We start from the raw sequence: 18,335 nt of genomic DNA on the forward strand, positions 1-18,335 counted from the left end.
ATATGAAAAACAAACAGTGGCTTATTTTCGTTTTTGTATGTGTTTTTGTTCCACTTACAGGTGTTGGAATATTTAATGGCTATGCAGATTCACTTTGGTTATTCTCGCATAAAAATAAGTGGAATGATGTTCAGTTTGGGTTTAATGAGAGACAACAAAAAACGAATTATATAACATATCGTCCGTTTACTTATGATGGCGTTATACTTGGAAGTAGTAGAACAACGTTTATTAATGAGAATGATTTTCTCGGATTAAATGCATTTAATTATGCGGTAAGTAGTACAGATCCGCGTGAGTACGATGCGTATATTGAATATGCAAAAGAGCGAAAAGGTAGTGAATTATCTTCTATTGTGATTGGTTTAGATTTCCTTGGAACGAACAAAAATAGAGAAATCGGTTTTGAAAAGCCAGAAGTATATATTAATGAGGCGCAAAGCTTACTATATCCAATTAAATCGTATGTGAGTATGGATGGGATTACATATTCCCGAAATACAATTCAAAACTCCATTCATCACAATAAGACTATTGATGTATATAATCGTGATAACATAAAGTCGATGCGTGAGTATACGAAAGAAGAGCGTGATACACAAATTGCCGCGCAAGTAGATAAATTTAGTAGAGAGATTTATGGCGGGAATTATGAGTATCAAAATATGAAGGAAATATTAGGTGCTGTAAAATCTCATAATCCAAATACGAAGTTTTATATTTTTACAACTCCTGTTTCAGAGCCATTGTTCCGTACGATGATTCAATCAGGTCGATGGGAAGATTATAAAAGATGGCTCCATGATGCTGTCGATGTATTTGGAGAAGTACATCATTTCATGTATTTAAATTCAGTAACAAAGAACTTAGATAATTATATGGATGGACATCATTTCAGACCAGAAGTCGGAAAGATAATTGCACATAAAGTTGTGGATAAAGAAGATCGTAATGTACCTAAAGATTTCGGTATTGTTATTACGAAGGATAATATTGATGAGGTGTTGGAGCAGATTCATGCATCGTTTCAATAGAAAGAAGCAGCATCCAAATGGATGCTGCTTCTTTCTTATTCTATTTCTAAATCAACAATTAAGTAAGCAAGTATCACAACAAAGAAAATACTAACGGCTGGTGCTGTTAAGACGTGTCCAGACATAAATCCGATACCGAGCGATAGGACGAGTGTGCTAGCTAGTAGCATATGTTTTACGCTAAATAGTTTCTTGAAGTTTGTGATCAAGCGAATGAATATTTTTATACCGAAATAAAGAAGCGGCAATAGGTACATAAGGAAGCCGACAATTCCGAATGCAAAGAATAGGTCGTGGAAATCCATTTCGACTAACTTCATTTTCGTTGTATAGTTACCAGCGTAGCCCATTCCAAAGAGTTTTTGAGATAGTGGTGCTTCTTTATAGTATTGTTTGTATACTTTTAAAAACTTGTCACGATCACTGTAAATTAAACTTTTCATTTCAGAGTCTGTTAGTTCACCCTGCTTATGTTCTTCTTCTTTAACTTCTTTTCCTTCTTTTCGATCCTTTTCTTCTTGTACTGATTTTTTGTATTCATATATTTGTAAATGGATGCTCATGTTTTTTGCGATAGGAGTTTGCGGTGTAAGTACGAGTAACCCTCCTAATACGACAGCAGCAACAACTGTGTTTACAAGATATGTGAATCCTTTTCCTTCTTTTTTACGATGCATCATATATTCAATGAATAAGAAGAAAAGAGCAATGCCGAGTGTAATAACGATGGCACCATAGCCTACTTTCGTTCCGATCATAATGCTTGCATACATCGCAAGTACAGTTGGAATCCAGTAATACACTTTTGAGAAAGAAGTTGTTTTATGTACCGAGTATAAAACAACGATTGGGAACATAATTGCGAAAATGGAACTTAAATCATTACCAGCAAAGAACCATCCTCTTGAACCGATTTTTGAGTTCGGATAGCTTGGGAAATCTGTACCAGTTGCCATTGCCACGATGATTGAAATACTTAAAATTAACGTTGCATATAAGAAATACGTAATGATTTTATGAAACGCAAATTCGTTATTCTTTAGTTCTTTCAGTGCGATAATATATCCAAACAGTAGTACAATTGGATATACACTTTTCAAAATAAATTTCACTTCTTCTCCAAATGAAACTGGAGACTTGACCATTAAATTATTCACAAGGCCGATTGCAAGTACGATGCCAAAGAGACATAAATAAAGAATATATTTTTTCGCACCTTGTTGTTTATGATGAAGAAGTAGATAACCTAATGCAAGAAGCATAAAGGCGAAACGGACTACGATTCCGACTGTTGCGCTCATGTGCAATATATAGATTGAAAAAGACGTTAATAAATCTAAAATTGGTTGAAACACGATAAATAGCAGTAGGAAATGCGGGAAGTAGTTATCCGTCTGTTTTAACTTAGTAACCATATGTTCCTCCATTTCTTCATTCCTTTATTTCAGCACCCCTCTATTAATAGGAAGGGGAATGAATTTCTATATTTAATTTTTATATCAGACTTAAGAATACACCATTTCATTGTAATGGTAAATAGATGAAGAGAGGGGATAAAACGACTTTAATTTCTATATTTTTCAACGAAATTGTATGTTTTATACAAGGTTATATACAAATTACGAGATTATTAGACAGAAAATTAAGAAAAAAGAAGGGTTTTTCACCTCTTTTCTATAATTATATAAGTATAATCTTTATGTGGAAAAGAGGGGTATATATAATGGAAGTAACAAGTAAAACAGAATCTGTTGTTGTGAAGTATGAAGGGCGCGTTGCAACGGTTATGGTCAATCGCCCAGAGGTGTTAAATGCATTAGATGAGCCAACGTTAAAAGAGCTATTACAAAAACTGAAAGAAGTAGCGGAGAGTTCGGCGCATATTGTTGTGTTATGCGGGAACGGCCGTGGTTTTTCTGCGGGTGGAGATATTAAATCGATGCTTTCAAGTAATGATGAAAGCAAGTTTGATGGTATTATGAATACTATTTCTGAAGTTGTCGTGACTTTATATACGATGCCGAAGCTTGTTATTAGTGCTATTCATGGACCAACTGCTGGTCTTGGATTAAGTATTGCGCTAACAGCTGACTATGTGATGGCAGATATATCATCGATTATTGCGATGAACTTTATTGGAATCGCTTTAATTCCAGATGGAGGCGGCCATTTCTTCCTTCAAAAGCGCGTTGGTGAAAATATGACGAAGCAAATTATTTGGGAAGGAAAGAAATTATCAGCAACAGAAGCGCTTGATATCGGTTTAATTGATGAAGTAATCGGCGAGGACTTCCAAACGGCTGTGAAGCAAAAAATTAGTGAATGGTCACAAAAGCCAATTAAAGCGATGATTCAGACGAAGCAAATTTTATGTGAAGTAAATCGCTCTAATTTAGAACAAACATTGCAGCTTGAAAAACGCGGTCAATATGCGATGAGACAAACAGCGGATCATAAAGAAGGCATTGCTGCATTTTTAGAAAAACGTTTGCCGGCATTTAAAGGGGAATAAAGTGTAGTGGTAGTTTTACTGCCGGTTAATTTAGGGTAAAGGGGAGAAAGTGCTAACACATTTTAGTATAATTGTGTTAGCACTTTTTTTTAAGGAGTAATATATGAAAAAATTTATCGGTGTTATCAGCATGATTGTAATAGCATATTATGCTTTGCATAGTACACCATCTATGGCGGTGCGAACTGCTTTGTTTTTTGAAGGACATCCAAGCGTTGCGTTTTCTGGCGGGGTGACGAAAGAAAAAGATGTGAAAAAAGAAGGAATTCCAGCTGAGTACCAAACTTTATATGGTAAGGAAGAAGAAGGATCAGAGCACTATTTCTTTCCGCACGTAAGAGCAAAAGGATCAGGAATTGATATGATTAGTGCATGCGTGACGAAGAAATGGTTTTTCTATACAGCAGAGCTCGGATGCTATTAAACATAGGAGGATGAATGATGTCAGCATATAACAAGTTAGTAAGAGATCGTGTTCCAGAGAAGATTTTAATGTCTGGAAAAACATATACAGCACAAAAATTAACAGGACAAGCATACATACAAGCTTTAGCGAAAATTGGAACAGAAGAAATTCGTGAATTTGCTTCTATGAAAGAGCGTGAACATGCGCTTGATTCTCTTGCGGATGCACTGGAAGTGATCATTTCATTAGCGCGTGCAGAAGGTGCAACAATTGAAGACATAGAACGTCTTCGTAAGCAAAAAGAAATAGAGCGTGGTGGGTTTGAAAGAGGCATTTATTTATTAGATGTTTCAGAAGAATAGTTTTATAGGAAAAGCATAGCGTTAATGAGTAACGCTATGCTTTTTTGTTGCAAATAAACTAATAATGAAGAAGATAGCTGTTAATACCCAGCCAATTGTAATAGAAGTAGTAGTATGAACTGCATAAGAAACTTGTAAACAAAATAATGATGCTAAAAACCAAGTGAGTGCAATGTGTGCATGTTTTTTGGATATATTCATATTTTATAACTCCTTTTGTATACTAAAGTGAATTTTACTATAATTTAGAAAATTAAGCTATATGAGTAGAGGATTTATAGTAAATTCGGTATACTAAATAATAGAAAAAATGAGGAGGAAACGACAATGGCACATCATGCGAAAGAAACGATGGAATTGATTAAGGAGCTTGTCTCTATTCCAAGTCCGTCTGGAAATACAGAGAAAATTATTCGTTTTATTGAAAACTATGTAAGTGAGTGGAATGTAGAAACGAAACGTAACAATAAAGGTGCTCTTATTTTAACAGTAAAAGGGAAAAATGATGCACAGCACCGTTTATTAACAGCACACGTTGATACGTTAGGTGCGATGGTAAAAGAAATTAAGCCTGACGGTCGTCTGAGTCTTTCTATGATTGGCGGATTTCGCTGGAACTCTGTAGAAGGGGAATATTGCGAAATTGAAACATCAAGTGGCAAGACGTATACAGGAACGATTTTAATGCACCAAACATCTGTACATGTATATAAAGATGCAGGTGAAGCGAAACGTGATGAGAAAAATATTGAGGTTCGTATTGATGAGCGCGTATTTTCAGCTGATGAAGTACGTGAATTAGGAATTGAAGTGGGAGACTTCGTTTCATTTGATCCACGCGTTCAAATTACAGAGAGTGGATACATAAAATCACGTCATTTAGATGACAAAGTAAGTGTTGCGATTCTATTAAAATTAATTAAGAGATTACAAGATGAAAACGTAACATTACCATATACAACTCATTTCTTAATTTCTAACAATGAAGAGATTGGATACGGTGGTAACTCTAATATTCCAGAAGAAACGGTTGAATATTTAGCGGTTGATATGGGAGCGCTAGGTGATGGACAAGCATCTGACGAGTATACAGTATCTATTTGTGCAAAAGACTCTAGTGGTCCGTACCATTATGCACTACGTAAACATTTAGTAGAGCTTGCGAAAACGAACAATATTGAATATAAAGTAGATATTTATCCGTACTATGGATCGGATGCATCCGCTGCGATTCGCGCTGGATTTGATGTAAAACATGCATTAATTGGAGCAGGTATTGATTCTTCTCATGCATTTGAGCGTACACATGAAAGTTCGATTGCACATACAGAAGCACTTGTTTATGCATATGTATTATCAGAGATGATTGCAGAATAAGAAAAGAAATAGGCTACTTCTAGTAGCCTATTTTTTGTTTGCAGAGAAATCGACTTTATTTAACAAAAAGTAAATTAATTGTAATTTATTTTACAATATTAAGAAAGTAGGTTTACTACATAATTCGAGTATTATAAAATGATAGAGGCGCACTAATTTTTTTTGTTCGGATTTGTCGAAATTTATATATTAAGATTACGCGTTATTAAAAAGATGATTGTCGAGAGGAGTATTATTTTTTATGAAGTATCGTGCAGTCGCGGCAGGTATTTTAGCCGCAAGTTTATTATCGTCTCCAGTAAGTAGTTTCGCAGCAGCGAAGAAGTTTTCGGATGTTCCTACATGGGCGCAAGAGTCAGTTGATTATTTAGTAGGAAAAAAAGCGCTTGATGGAAAGCCAGATGGAACGTTTTCTCCATCTGAAGCAGTAGATAGAGGGTCAGCTGCAAAAATTTTAGCAGTCGTTCTTGGTTTACCAGTTGATCCAAAAGCAAAGCCATCTTTTAAAGATGCACAAAGCCATTGGGCAGCTCCGTACATTGCTGCAGTGGAAAAAGCAGGTGTAATTAATGGGGATGGTACTGGTAAATTCAATCCATCAAGCCAAATTAACCGTGCATCTATGGCATCTATGTTAGTACAAGCATACTCATTAGATAAGAAAATTATTGGAGAACTTCCAACACAGTTTAAAGATTTGGAACCTCATTGGGGTAAGAAACAAGCTAATATTTTAGTAGCTTTAGAGATTTCTAAAGGTACGGAAAATGGCTGGAAGCCTGAAGGAACTGTAACTCGTGCAGAAGCAGCTCAGTTCATTGCAATGGCTGATCAAAATAAAACAAATACATCAAAAAGAATGTATATGAACAGAAACTTTATTACATATCATCAACCATCATTATCATCTGGCATTACTGACGTTCAACATAAACCGCAAATGGTTGAAGTGACAGAGCAAAGAGCGGACGGCTGGTTGAAAATTGTAACAAGTAAAGGTGAGAAGTGGACACCTCTAAAAGAAAAAACAGAAACGATTAATGAAGGATTTACTACTTATGAAACAGCTTCACATAGTTCTAAAGTGCTAGGTACATATGATGCACAAACAGTAACGGTTATGGAAGAGAGTGGCAGCTGGATTCGTATCCGCGTAGGCGCTGGTTTCCAGTGGGTTGATAAAAATCAATTAAACCCAGTAAAACAAGAGAACTTCTTAGAAGGTAAAGCAATTATTATTGATCCAGGTCACGGTGGAATTGACTCAGGTAATGTTGGTTATTATGAGAAAGAAAGTGAAACTGTATTAGATGTATCATTACGATTAAAGAAAATCTTTGAGCAAAAGGCACCATTTACTGTTATGTTCACTCGTACAGATAATACACGTCCAGGAGTAAACTCAACAGATTCATTGAAAAAACGAGTAGAGTTTGCTCAAAAAAATAATGGTGATATCTTTGTAAGTATTCATGGTAACGGTACGGATGATAAAAAAGGACACGGTACAGAAACATTCTATTATGCAGCAGCACCAACAAGGTCAACGAATCCATATACGGAAGACAGTCGCTTATTAGCAGACAAAATTCAGAAACGCCTTGTAGCAGCCCTTGGAACAACAGACCGTGGTGTGAAAAAAGGTGATTTATATGTAATTAGAGAAAATACAATGCCAGCTGTATTAACAGAATTAGCATTTGTAGATAATAAAAGTGATGCAGATAAAATTGCTACACCAAAGCAGAGACAAGATGCAGCAGAAGCGATTTATCAAGGTATTTTAGATTATTACGAAGCAAAGGGTAATAAAGTATCTTCTTTCCGTTAATAAAACAAAAGAGATTGCCAATAGGCAGTCTCTTTTATTTATTAGGGTTTCTCTTTATTTCCGGCATGTGATATCATTTAATTTTATGAAAAAGTATTGTAGCAATTGTAATTATAACGATATAGAGGATGATCATAGATTGAATAATCATAGTAAAACACCTGCATGTATATATACGTATGCATTTCGCGAGGAGGAGCGTGCTTTATGTTACTTGGAAATGCGCTCGTTCTTTGGAATGGAGTCTCACGTTAATATTTTGAAAAGTGATGTCAAAATTGACCCGAGTAGAAGTGCGTTTATAAAAGAGCGCGTTGAGGTTATGTATGAAGGAGACGACTTAGAAAGTATTCTAAAACAAGTGGAACAAATTGATTTGGCGGGGGCGTCATTTAAAGTTATCTTCGTTAAAATCAATGACCTTGGGAAAGAAAATAAAATTGAATATGGGGAAAGACGTCTCATTGAACGAGACCTCGGCATGCATATTGAAGGAGAAGCGGATGTTCGTAATCCAGAGCGCGTATTCGGGATTGTTCCTCTTGGAGGACGCTGGTACTTCGGACACTATGTAGAAAGTGAGCCAGTTTGGTATCATCACATAAAAAAACCGCATAGTTATTCGACATCTCTTAGCACACGTGTTGCGAGATCAGTTGCAAATATTGCTGTACCAAATCCAGATGGGGTACGAGCGATTGACCCGTGCTGCGGTATTGGAACAGTAGTAGTAGAAGCACTTTCTATGGGAATTAATATCGTTGGTAGAGATATTAATCCACTTGTCGTGCTTGGAACGAGAAAAAACATTGCACATTTCGGGTTTGAAGGAACAGTAACAAAAGGTCCAATCGAGGAAATTACGGAGAACTACGACGTTGCCATTATCGATATGCCGTACGACTTATTTACACATGCAACACCAGAAGACCAGTTCTCCATTCTTTCAAGCGCGCGCCGCATCGCTAAAAAGGTAGTCGTTGTCACGATGGAAACAATGGACGACATGATCCATGAAGCAGGATTTGAAATTACAGATCGCTGTATCACAAGAAAAGGATCATTTACTAGACAGATTCTTGTTTGTGAATAAGAAAGATCACCCGTTTGGGTGACCTTTTTTTGCTTTGTATTGATGTGTGATTGGTTGGTGGAATGGAGGAACGATTTGGCGAAATTTGTCGATAAATCGATATTTCATGTCGAATCGTCGATATATTTAAAAAATCGACGATATATTGTGCTAAATCGCTGATATATTCCGAGAATCGACGATATCGTTACATTAGTATATTACTGTTCTTTTAATTTCTCTTGTTGTGCGATTAGTAAATTGCGTAAGACGTGTCCGCGGTAACTTTCTAGTTTGCGTCCTTCATGATAGCGCACGCCTAATTTCTTTAGTTCAGCTACGTACCAGCCTTTTGTTCCGTAGTACATTGGATCACTTCCTTTTGCTTTTGAACAGTATATGTGGCGGGGGGAGAGAATTTTCTTTATTATTCATGAAATTTGCGAAAGTGATTATTGAATATTCTGTCTACTTGTATTATGATTAACTTATTATCGGATGACAGTGATTAGCCTCTCTGCAAGCCCGGGTATATGTTTTGAAAAGAAAATAGCGGAAACTTCTTTCCACTTGAACTTCCTTAGCAGGAGGACGAGCCATAAGGATAGGGGCAGTAAAATTCAATGCGGTTGTATGCGTTGTTTTTCTGGCTCTTTTTATTTTTTACTTAAAATAGGAGGGGATTTAAAGAAAGCGTTATCAATGGGGTGTGGCGCACGTTCATGCTAATGGAGGGGCTGGTGAATTGTTTGGCTAAAGAGAAAAAGGAGTTACAGAAAGATTTAAAAACACGGCATATAACAATGATTTCAATTGGCGGGGTTATCGGGGGCGGTTTGTTTGTAGGAAGTGGAACGATTATTCAATCGTCGGGGCCGGCAGCGATTTTGTCCTACATTATTGGTGCTTTAATGGTTGTGCTCGTGATGCGGATGTTAGGAGAGATGGCAGCGGAAAATCCTGATAGTGGTTCTTTCGCAACGTATGCGAACAAAGCAATTGGACCGTGGGCCGGGTATACGATCGGATGGTTATATTGGTTTAACTGGGTCATTATTATCGCAATTGAAGCGGTGCTTTTAGGTGTAATGATCAATAATTGGTTTCCTTCGATTCCAGCATGGATCGCGAGTTTATGTATGGTTCTGTTAATGACGATGACGAATGTGTATTCAGTAAAATTGTACGGTGAGTTTGAATATTGGTTAGCGTTTATTAAAGTGGTGGCGATTGTTGCGTTTTTAATTTTAGGAGTTTCGATGTTCTTTGGTCTCGTTCCAGGGGTGGATAGACCGAGTCTTTCTATTATTACAGAACATGGTGGTTTCTTCCCGAATGGAATTGTCCCTGTTTTACTGAGCGTTGTGTTTATTTCATTCTCGTTATCAGGGAGTGAAGTCGCAGCGATTGCAGCCGGAGAATCGGAAAATCCAGAGAAGAATGTTATACGAGCTATTAATAGTGTAGTATGGCGTCTTATGCTTTTCTTCGTCGGATCAGTAACGATTTTAGTTCTGTTTATTCCGTGGACGGATAAGGAATTATTAAAACTTCCGTATGCAAGTTTATTTAATATGGCAGGAGTACCTGCAGCCGCAGAAATTATGAATGGTGTTGTATTTTTATCACTACTTTCTGTTATGAACTCAGGGATTTATACGAGTTCGCGTATGTTATTTTCACTTGCGAAAAAAGGTGATGCTCCTTCTGCTTTTTCCAAGTTAAATAGTAGAGGGACACCGGTTATCGCAATTTATGCGAGTATCGTATTTGCATTTATTTGCGCGATGTTGAAATTTATATCTCCTGATAAACTGTTTGCATTTTTAGCGAATAGTTCGGGCGGGGTAACGATGCTGATGTATATGTTCGTTGCCGTTTCACATGTCAAGTTAAGACGAGACAGGGAACTCGAAGGGGCTGGGAAGCTGAAAGTGAAGATGTGGTTATTCCCTTATCTCACATATGCAACGCTTTTAATGATTATTACGATATTTGTTTCACAAGCGTTTATAGCAGATATGCGAATGCAGTTTTACATGACATTACTAGCTACGATCCTAGTAATCATCAGTTACTTTTTAAGGGTTAGAAAAATAGATAAGCAAAAGTTGAATGAGTTTACGATGATACAAGATTCAGAAATTAGCCTAGAAAAAGAATAAGAAAAGGGGTATATACTATGTTGAAAGAGAAGAAGGATATTACAACTACAAAATCTAGCATATTACATGAAAGAAGAAAGAATGCGGTGCCAGAAGGGCCTTACAATATTACAGAGTTGTATGTGCAGTCAGCCAAAGGCGCAATTATTACGGATGTAGATGGCAATGAATTAATCGATTTCGCAGGCGGAATTGGTATGCAAAATGTCGGGCATTGTCACCCGAAAGTAGTAAAGGCAATTCAAGATCAAGTGGAGTCTTCGATTCATAGTTGTTTTCACGTAGCACCTTATGAAAGTTATATTACACTGGCGGAAAGACTGAATGAGTTAACGCCAGGTGATTGTAAGAAAAAAACGATGTTTGCGAATAGCGGTGCGGAAGCGGTAGAAAATGCGGTGAAGATTGCTAGAAAAGCTACTGGGAGAAGTGCCATTGTTTCATTTGAGCGTGCCTATCACGGGCGTACACTGTTGACGATGTCACTGACAAGTAAGGTGAAACCATATAAACATGGATTTGGTCCGTTTGCATCAGAAGTATACAAACTACCATATCCGTACTATTACCGCGCGGAAGAAGGACTGTCGCAAGAAGAAGTAGACGCGCAAATTTTAGCATATTTCGAACGCTTTATGTTAGAGGAAGTAGCAAGTGATACTATCGCTGCGATTATTTTGGAACCGCTTCAAGGAGAAGGCGGGTTTATCGTTCCGACGACTACGTTCATACAAGGTGTTCGAAATATTTGTGATAAGTATGGAATCATTATGATTGCAGATGAAATTCAAACTGGTTTTGCTCGTACGGGAAGTTTATTTGCAATGGATCATTTCGGCGTAGCTCCTGATTTAATGACTTTTTCAAAATCAATTGCTGCTGGTATGCCGCTTAGCGCAGTAACAGGAAGAGCAGATTTGATGGATGCACCTGGACCAGGTCAATTAGGTGGTACTTTCTCAGGAAGTCCGGCTGCTTGCGCGGCTGCATTAGCTGTTTTAGATGTAATTGAAGAAGAAAATTTAGTAAATCGTGCTGTAGAAATTGGCGAGCGTATGATGACAGTGTTTCATAGCTGGAAAGAGAAATACGAAATAGTTGGTGATGTGAGAGGCCTTGGCGCTATGACTGCCATTGAGCTTGTAAAAGATAAAGGGACGAAAGAGCCAGCGTCAGAAGAAGTGAAAGCGATTATGAAAGAAACGCATAGTAAAGGGGTTATTACGATAAGCGCAGGTATTTATAGTAACGTACTTCGCTTCTTACCACCTCTCGTTATAACGGATGAACAGCTTGAAGAAGGACTTACTATTTTAGAAGCAGCAATTGCAAAATTATCAAAATGAAAATGGCGGGGGCAGGGGAATGAAGTATCTCAATTATATAAACGGTGAATGGAAAGAACCTTCCACGAATGCATATGTGAAAAATTATAATCCGCATAACGGGGAAGTGCTAGGTGAATTTCCATTTAGTTCAATAGAAGATACAAGAGTCGCAATTGCATCGGCGAAAGAAGCTTTTCATAAATGGCAAAGGTTATCGTTTCAAGAGAGAGCAAATTATTTATGGAAAGCAGCAGCTATTTTAAAAGAAAAGGTAAATGAAATTGGTCAAGATGTAACGAATGAAGAAGGAAAGACGATTGCAGAAGGAATAGGAGAGACGAAGCGGGCGATTAGCATTCTTGAATATTATGCAGGAGAAGCAAATCAACCAATCGGAGAGATTATCCCGTCTACTAATGAAAGTACAATGCTTTACAGTAAACGTGTAGCTGTAGGTCCGGTGGGATTAATTACGCCATGGAATTTCCCAATTGCCATTCCAGCGTGGAAAATGGCGCCGGCACTTATATACGGAAATACGATTGTCATTAAGCCAGCGGAAGTGACGCCAAAATCGGTGTACCATCTTGTAAATGCTTTTCATGAGGCTGGTATTCCAGCTGGAGTTATCAATTGCGTATTCGGAAAAGGATCTGAAGTTGGAGCAGAATTAACGGGAAATCCAGATATACAGGCGGTGTCTTTTACTGGTTCTAATCACGTTGGAAACATCATTCAAAAAGCAGCCGTTGAAACGAGGAAAAAGGTTCAATTAGAAATGGGCGGGAAAAATCCGTTAGTTGTATTAAAGGATGCCGATATTGAGAAGGCGGTAACGATTGCGATAAAAGGTGCGTTTATGTCAACCGGGCAAAAATGTACCGCAACAAGTAGAGTAATAGTCGAAGAGGGTATTTATGAAGCGTTTAAGGATCGACTGTTGCAGCGTACGGTAGCTCTTACAGTTGGAAATCCGTTAGATCCAAATACATTTATGGGCCCGTGCGTTTCAAAGGGACAACAGCAATCTGTTTTATCGATGATTGAAGTAGGAAAAGGAGAGGCTTCTTTACTGTATGGAGGCAGTGTACCGAACGAAATAGAATTACAGAATGGTTGTTACGTGCTACCGACTATTTTTGAAAATGTAGACGGAGATGCACGAATTGCGAAAGAAGAAATTTTCGGCCCAGTTATTTGTTTATTTAAAGTAAATAGTTATGAAGAAGCTGTTTCTTTAGCGAACGATACAGAATACGGACTCAGTGCATCGATTTGTACGAATAATTTAAGTTTGTCGCAACGGTTTATTGATGATATGGAAGTTGGAATGGTTCATGTGAATTCAGAAACTGCAGGAGCAGAGCCACAAGTTCCGTTTGGCGGAATGAAAAACTCTAGTGCTGGACCGCGTGAACAAGGAAAAGCGGCGAAAGAATTTTATACGAGAATAAAGACAGTATACGTAGATCGAGTATAAACACTAAAAAACATAGTAACGGAGGATGAAATATGCGTAAAGGGACATTTTTTATGGCAGGACATTCGAGGCTTCCGAAAGGGATGGCTGTTCGCAGTATGTATGAAACATTAACAATTACAATTGAGGCAGATCATAAATATCATGTCATTATTGAAGCATCATGCACGCTTGCGACAGAGCACGGTAGAGACTTCGTCGCTCAAATTTTGAGAGGACATAGTTTACGAGATGGTATCGAAGAAATCGTTGAAGATATTACAGACCATTATCAAGGAAAAGCGCAAAACGCGATTGTTAGTGCAGTAAAAGATTTGCACCGCCAATATGTAAGTTATTTAAATGATGAGCAGCCACAAGGTGAGTACGAGGAAACAACACCATAAAAACTGTCTAGTTTACCCGACATTTACGGGCAGTAAGACCTCCAGCTCACAAACATAGCTGGAGATTAACTGCCCGTAAATGTCCGATTGGTGAAACTAATGATCAGTGGGGATGAACTACGTCCCCGCTGATCAAAGTTTCACTTTATCACCATAAACAAGAGCCAGTTGTATTTCTTTTAAAGGGATACGACTGGCTTATTTTATTGGGGAGGCAAGGAATATGAAAAAGTTAAATGACGTGCAGGTTGTAAAGCAAGAGACGAAAAAAAGAGGATGTGCAGAGAGCAAAGGGATTTGTAAAATGTGTAAAGTATGTCGAGAAAATAATAAAAAACGAATTGACAGTTAGAATATTTTGAATTATTATTTAATTAATTAATAAGATCCATTCGAGAAATTAGCCTTCTCTAAATTCGATCTTGCTTACCTGTTTTACACATATTTTCATATGAACTGTCTATTATTATTGTACTTTAAGAGATTAAAGAACACTCGTAATTATGAGCCAGTTGTATGTATCTGCGATTGTTATGTCGTGGATGCGTATGACTGGCTTTTTGCTGTTAGGGCAGTAAGACCGGATCTCGGCATACAGAAGATAAGGATAACTGTCTGTAAAAAGCGTCAATACGTTCTTCATATTTCATTTAGGGAGGAATTAAAATGTCGATTATTACAGAACAAAGTGCGAAGATGAAGTTTGCAAAAAAATATGAGGGGTATGAAATTGTTCCTCATCCAGAGCATAAACGTTTATATCATATCGTATTAAATCAGCAATTGCTTAAGCAATTTTTTGAAGAGGTAAAAGAGTATTCAGAGCAGTCACTGCAATACATTCCTTATTCTCGATTTAATCTTGCTGACGGAATGAGAAAGATCTTTGGGCAATCATTTATGGATAACATTCGCGGTATTATTCATGACCGTGAAACGGGCGGATTTACGATTGGGGTACAAGGCGAAACGGTAGATCCAGCAGAATACGTGAAATTTGCGACAGCATTAACACATTTAATTGGAACGCCAAACTTTGATGCGATGACAGGAACGTATTATGCTAGATTTAATGTGAAAGATACGGATAGTAGTGATTCTTATCTTCGCCAAGCGTACCGATTATTTACACTTCATACAGACGGAACATTCGTTGATGAGCCGACAGATTGGCTTCTTATGATGAAGATTGAAGAGCAAAATGCAGTAGGCGGGGAATCACGTTTACTACATTTAGACGATTGGGAAGATCTTCAGAAGTTTAGAGACCATTCGCTCGCGTCTGTTAAAATTACGTATAAAGCACCACCAAGTAAAAACTCACAAGAAATCGTCTATCGTGAAACATTTTTTGATGTGAATAACGCACCGTGTATTTGCTTTATTGATCAGTTTGCGTATCCAGATAATATTGAACAAGCAAACTATCTAAAAGATTTATCTTATTCTGTTGAAAATTCACCAGCAACACATGCATTAAAATTACCAGTAGGAGATTTAGTTCTTTTAAATAATCTATTTTGGATGCACGGAAGAGCGGCATTCGAAAAAAATAAAGATTTATATAGAGAACTAATGCGTCAACGTGGTTGTTTTTCTAAATAATATGTACGGCGGGTCTTACAAAGAGACCTGCCTTTTATACTATTAAGGGGGAAGTAGGATGTATGACTTTATAATTATTGGCGGAGGAATTGTTGGCCTTTCAACTGGAATGGCTTTAACGAAAAAATTCCCTCATGCGAAAATGGCAATCATTGAAAAAGAAAAGGAACTCGCACATCATCAAACTGGACATAATAGCGGTGTCATTCATTCTGGCATTTACTATAAACCAGGAAGTTATAAAGCGAAGTTTGCAAAAGAAGGAAATGCAGCGATGGTCCAATTTTGTGAAGAACATGACATCGCTTATGACATGTGCGGAAAAGTAATTGTCGCGACAGAAAAAGAAGAACTTCCTCTTTTACATAACTTATATGAGAGAGGCTTACAAAACGATTTACATATCGCAAAAATAGATAAAGAAGAATTAGCTGAAATTGAACCGCATGTAAAAGGACTTGGCGCAATCCGTGTTCCTTCTTGCGGAATTGCTGATTATAAAGGAGTCAGTTATGTATTCGCTCGCCTCATTCAGGAAAGCGGCGGAGAAGTACATGTAGGAACAGCCGCAGAGCGTATTACGGAGAAGAAAGACGCCGTCACAATTGAGACGAACAAAGGCACATTTAAAACGAAATTTCTCATTAACTGCGCCGGCTTACATAGCGATCGCATTGCGAAAAAGACTGGCATATTAACGGATATGAAAATCGTTCCGTTCCGCGGTGAATACTATGAACTCGTCCCAGAAAAACGCCATCTCGTAAAACATTTAATCTACCCAGTTCCAAACCCTGAATTTCCGTTTCTAGGCGTTCATTTTACAAGAATGATAAACGGAGATGTACACGCAGGCCCAAACGCAGTATTAAGCTTCAAGCGCGAAGGCTACACGAAAAAAGACTTCGACATAAAAGACTTCATGGAAACAATGACATACACAGGCTTCTGGAAAATGGCGATGCCAAACATGAAAGAAGGCATAAAAGAAATGGTGCGCTCTTTCAGTAAACAATCATTCCTAAAAAGCTTACAGCACTTAATACCAGAACTAACAGAAAAAGATATCGTCCCAACGCATGCAGGCGTAAGGGCACAAGCCATCTTATCAAACGGCAATATGGTTGATGACTTCTGCATTATCCCAGGCATAAACTCTCTACACATTTGCAACGCACCATCCCCGGCCGCAACGGCTAGTATAAAGATTGGGGAGGAGATTGCGAAGCGAGTGCCGGATGTGGTGGGGGTTCGGGTTTGATTAGATTTTAATGAAAAATTTAATCTGTTAGATAAGAAGCTATTTTAATAACCTTTTGTCAAAATAGCTTTTCTCTTTATTTCGTAACATATGAGTTTGTTGAATGTTTTAATAAAAATTCATTTCGAAAATCAATAGTTTTTTAGTTGTTTCTTTGAAGTTATTTCTGAAAATTCTAATTAAAACATCAATAAGCGACTTTTATATGTTAAAATAAGGAATAAAATGGAATGTTAGGAGGTGCTATTTCCGAAATGATACAATTTATCAGAAAAATGTTTTATGGGGTGGATACTCAGTATTTGGTAAAATCATATATTATTTCAATGGCTGTATCCGGGTTTTTACTATATGTAAGTGAAGTTTCATTTTCGCTGGCAATATATATTGTATTGGCTGGACTTTTATTTCCTTTTGCAACAATTGTTTGGGATGACTTGATAAATACACTTATGGGTGGCCATTTTATTATTTTACCATTGCTATTTATGTTGATGTGGAAGGCATTTAAGATTTTAATGCTTTATATGCTTAGCCCGCTTATTGCCCCTTTCGGAATGCTATATGTATATATTGCAAATGGGTACTATCGTAAAGGGGAATAGTTAAATAGTAGAAAGTAATCAAACCTTTTATGGAAATTGTATAATATTTCATAAATTGAGAGTTCGTTTTAATTAGACTGTTTACTTAAAATATATACCTCCGATGTTTCGGAGGCTTTTTTATTTTGAATTTTGGTGAGAGTTCGTTTGTGGGGGAGTTGGATGATAAGGCGAGGTGTGGAATCGGGTGGTGAATCCGAGGGCATCTATTTTTAGTTGGTGGTTATTGGGAGTGAAAACGAGAACTTTTTGTTAAGCATTAGGGTTACAAAATTGAAAAAAATACGATATCACTTCTATTTTTAGCTTCTTAAAATAGGCTTTATAGTAAGAATTTCTGAAAATATAAAGGGGGAATATGCTTTGTTTCCAGGTACTTTATATGAAACACATGTTAAAACGAAAAATTTAGAAGTGGCAAAAGAGTTTTATACTAAACTCGGATTATTTCATGCTCGTACTATTGAAGAACGACGTGTAGCATTCTTTTGGTTTGATAAAGAACATAAGAGAGAACAAATGCTGGGTATTTGGGAGGTATCAGAAGAAGCATTCCATACAAGTCACTTTGCATTCAAGGTTAACTATGAAGAAATCACTCATGCAAGGGAATGGCTTCTTCATAAAGGAATAAACCCAAGGGCCGCTTTTGGTCTTGAACCTTCCGAGCCTATGGTCCAAACCTGGACACCTACTGCAAATCTTTATTTTTATGATCCTGACGGTAATTCTTTAGAGTTTCTATGTTTACTTCCAGAAAAGAAAAACGTAAAACAAGATGTCATGCATTTAAGTGAGTGGGAAAAACTGCCGAGTGAAATATAAATTTGATTTTGGAAACTTATTTTAAAAGGAACGATAACCTCGTCTATACAGCATCACACCCTGAGTTTTCGGGGTTCTTTGTTTTG

Annotated in this window: 18 protein-coding genes and 1 pseudogene; 16 read left to right on the forward strand and 3 right to left on the reverse strand. The window is 37.3% G+C overall.

Annotation, left to right across the window (positions count from 1 at the left end; all coding sequences use genetic code 11):
- Positions 1-2 precede the first annotated feature (2 nt).
- Positions 3-1,034 carry a hypothetical protein gene (locus ATN06_RS04730; protein WP_060629728.1) on the forward strand — a complete coding sequence of 344 codons (1,032 nt, stop codon included), beginning with the start codon at positions 3-5 and terminating at the stop codon, positions 1,032-1,034.
- A gap of 35 nt (positions 1,035-1,069) precedes the next feature.
- On the opposite strand, the gene ATN06_RS04735 is transcribed toward ATN06_RS04730, so the two are convergent.
- Complete coding sequence (locus tag ATN06_RS04735; RefSeq protein WP_060629729.1) at positions 1,070-2,449, reverse strand: O-antigen ligase family protein; 1,380 nt, start codon at positions 2,447-2,449, stop codon at positions 1,070-1,072.
- A 284-nt stretch (positions 2,450-2,733) separates the two neighbouring features.
- Between ATN06_RS04735 and ATN06_RS04740 the strand changes: the two genes are divergently transcribed.
- From ATN06_RS04740 to ATN06_RS04750, 3 genes are all read left to right on the forward strand, one after another.
- Entirely contained in the window at positions 2,734-3,546 is an 813-nt protein-coding gene (locus tag ATN06_RS04740) for an enoyl-CoA hydratase (RefSeq protein WP_140350562.1), read from the forward strand.
- A 103-nt stretch (positions 3,547-3,649) separates the two neighbouring features.
- Positions 3,650-3,970 carry a hypothetical protein gene (locus ATN06_RS04745; protein WP_060629730.1) on the forward strand — a complete coding sequence of 107 codons (321 nt, stop codon included), beginning with the start codon at positions 3,650-3,652 and terminating at the stop codon, positions 3,968-3,970.
- 17 nt (positions 3,971-3,987) lie between these two features.
- On the forward strand, positions 3,988-4,314 hold the full coding sequence (locus tag ATN06_RS04750) for a nucleoside triphosphate pyrophosphohydrolase (RefSeq protein ID WP_060629731.1): 327 nt from the start codon (positions 3,988-3,990) through the stop codon (positions 4,312-4,314).
- Positions 4,315-4,335: 21 nt separating this feature from the next.
- Here the strand turns inward: ATN06_RS04750 and ATN06_RS04755 are convergent, their stop codons facing one another.
- A complete protein-coding gene (locus ATN06_RS04755; protein ID WP_060629732.1) occupies positions 4,336-4,515 on the reverse strand; it encodes a hypothetical protein in 180 nt (59 codons plus the stop codon).
- A gap of 126 nt (positions 4,516-4,641) precedes the next feature.
- On the opposite strand from ATN06_RS04755, the gene ATN06_RS04760 reads away from it, so the two are divergent.
- From ATN06_RS04760 to ATN06_RS04770, 3 genes are all read left to right on the forward strand, one after another.
- On the forward strand, positions 4,642-5,691 hold the full coding sequence (locus ATN06_RS04760) for a M42 family metallopeptidase (protein ID WP_000930036.1): 1,050 nt from the start codon (positions 4,642-4,644) through the stop codon (positions 5,689-5,691).
- Between the two features lie 241 nt (positions 5,692-5,932).
- Entirely contained in the window at positions 5,933-7,522 is a 1,590-nt protein-coding gene (locus ATN06_RS04765) for an N-acetylmuramoyl-L-alanine amidase (protein ID WP_060629733.1), read from the forward strand.
- Positions 7,523-7,661: 139 nt separating this feature from the next.
- Positions 7,662-8,615: a TRM11 family SAM-dependent methyltransferase gene (locus ATN06_RS04770; RefSeq protein WP_060629734.1), complete on the forward strand. Its 954-nt coding sequence runs from the start codon at positions 7,662-7,664 to the stop codon at positions 8,613-8,615.
- Between the two features lie 200 nt (positions 8,616-8,815).
- Here the strand turns inward: ATN06_RS04770 and ATN06_RS04775 are convergent.
- Positions 8,816-9,015, reverse strand: a pseudogene (locus tag ATN06_RS04775) (YflJ family protein); the annotation flags it as partial.
- Between the two features lie 319 nt (positions 9,016-9,334).
- Between ATN06_RS04775 and ATN06_RS04780 the strand changes: the two are divergent.
- The 9 genes from ATN06_RS04780 to ATN06_RS04815 all read left to right on the forward strand — a co-directional run bounded on the left by ATN06_RS04780 (position 9,335) and on the right by ATN06_RS04815 (position 18,249).
- Positions 9,335-10,759 carry an amino acid permease gene (locus ATN06_RS04780; RefSeq protein WP_088116321.1) on the forward strand — a complete coding sequence of 475 codons (1,425 nt, stop codon included), beginning with the start codon at positions 9,335-9,337 and terminating at the stop codon, positions 10,757-10,759.
- A gap of 17 nt (positions 10,760-10,776) precedes the next feature.
- Positions 10,777-12,105 (forward strand): 4-aminobutyrate--2-oxoglutarate transaminase, encoded by a 1,329-nt coding sequence (gene gabT / locus ATN06_RS04785; protein WP_060629735.1) that lies wholly within the window; start codon positions 10,777-10,779, stop codon positions 12,103-12,105.
- Positions 12,106-12,124: 19 nt separating this feature from the next.
- A complete protein-coding gene (locus tag ATN06_RS04790; RefSeq protein WP_060629736.1) occupies positions 12,125-13,567 on the forward strand; it encodes an aldehyde dehydrogenase family protein in 1,443 nt (480 codons plus the stop codon).
- 32 nt (positions 13,568-13,599) lie between these two features.
- Positions 13,600-13,953 carry a DUF3870 domain-containing protein gene (locus ATN06_RS04795; RefSeq protein ID WP_060629737.1) on the forward strand — a complete coding sequence of 118 codons (354 nt, stop codon included), beginning with the start codon at positions 13,600-13,602 and terminating at the stop codon, positions 13,951-13,953.
- A 223-nt stretch (positions 13,954-14,176) separates the two neighbouring features.
- Positions 14,177-14,305: a hypothetical protein gene (locus ATN06_RS29565; protein WP_254904413.1), complete on the forward strand. Its 129-nt coding sequence runs from the start codon at positions 14,177-14,179 to the stop codon at positions 14,303-14,305.
- 314 nt (positions 14,306-14,619) lie between these two features.
- Positions 14,620-15,558: a glutarate dioxygenase GlaH gene (gene glaH, locus ATN06_RS04800; RefSeq protein WP_060629738.1), complete on the forward strand. Its 939-nt coding sequence runs from the start codon at positions 14,620-14,622 to the stop codon at positions 15,556-15,558.
- A gap of 58 nt (positions 15,559-15,616) precedes the next feature.
- Entirely contained in the window at positions 15,617-16,819 is a 1,203-nt protein-coding gene (gene lhgO / locus ATN06_RS04805; protein WP_060629739.1) for an L-2-hydroxyglutarate oxidase, read from the forward strand.
- 302 nt (positions 16,820-17,121) lie between these two features.
- Entirely contained in the window at positions 17,122-17,424 is a 303-nt protein-coding gene (locus ATN06_RS04810; RefSeq protein ID WP_234415822.1) for a hypothetical protein, read from the forward strand.
- A 363-nt stretch (positions 17,425-17,787) separates the two neighbouring features.
- Positions 17,788-18,249 (forward strand): VOC family protein, encoded by a 462-nt coding sequence (locus ATN06_RS04815; RefSeq protein WP_060629740.1) that lies wholly within the window; start codon positions 17,788-17,790, stop codon positions 18,247-18,249.
- Positions 18,250-18,335: the final 86 nt, after the last annotated feature.

Origin of the sequence: Bacillus thuringiensis, assembly GCF_001455345.1 — a bacterium.
Lineage (GTDB): Bacteria > Bacillota > Bacilli > Bacillales > Bacillaceae_G > Bacillus_A > Bacillus_A thuringiensis_N.